The 686-nt window shown below is 54.4% G+C and carries 1 rRNA gene; it reads right to left on the bottom strand.

Features of this window, described 5'->3' with window-relative positions:
* Positions 1–636, bottom strand: a 23S ribosomal RNA gene (locus ACSC1Q_RS43005); the annotation flags it as partial.
* Positions 637–686 lie beyond the last annotated feature (50 nt).

Raw genomic sequence — 686 nt, 5'->3', positions numbered from 1 at the left:
TCGTTTACGCTCCTACGGCTTGTAGGCACACGGTTTCAGGTACTATTTCACGACCCCTCACCGGGGCGCTTTTCACCTTTCCCTCACGGTACTTGTTCACTATCGGTCATCAGGGAGTATTTAGGCTTACCAGGTGGTCCTGGCAGATTCACACAGGATTTCTCGGGCCCCGTGCTACTTGGGATCCCCTCAAACAGTCCAACCAATTTCGCCTACCCGACTCTCACGGTCTACGGCGCAACTTCCCAGAAGCTTCGACTATCGGAAGGATTTCTTACTGCCTATGGTCTCGGCAGAAACCATCAGAGGGTCCCACAACCCCGCAAACGCAACGCCTGCCGGCTATCACACGCCTACGGTTTAGCCTGATCCGCTTTCGCTCACCACTACTCACGGAATCACTAATTTGTTTTCTCTTCCTACGGGTACTGAGATGTTTCACTTCCCCGCGTTACCACCAACCGCCCTATACATTCAGGCGGAGGCAACACCACATGACTGGTGCTAGGTTTCCCCATTCGGACATCCCCGGATCACAGTCTGGTTGGCGACTCCCCGGGGCTTAACGCAGCCTCCCACGTCCTTCATCGGCTCCTGATGCCAAGGCATCCACCGTGTGCCCTAAAAAACTTGGCCACAAAGATGCTCGCGTCCACTATGCAAATCTCAAACAACAAACAGCGACC

The sequence above is a fragment of the Streptosporangium heterodermiicola genome (assembly GCF_051390675.1).
Lineage (GTDB): Bacteria > Actinomycetota > Actinomycetes > Streptosporangiales > Streptosporangiaceae > Streptosporangium.
Note: the sequence above shows the minus strand (reverse complement) of the source record. Positions and strands in the feature narration are given on the sequence as shown.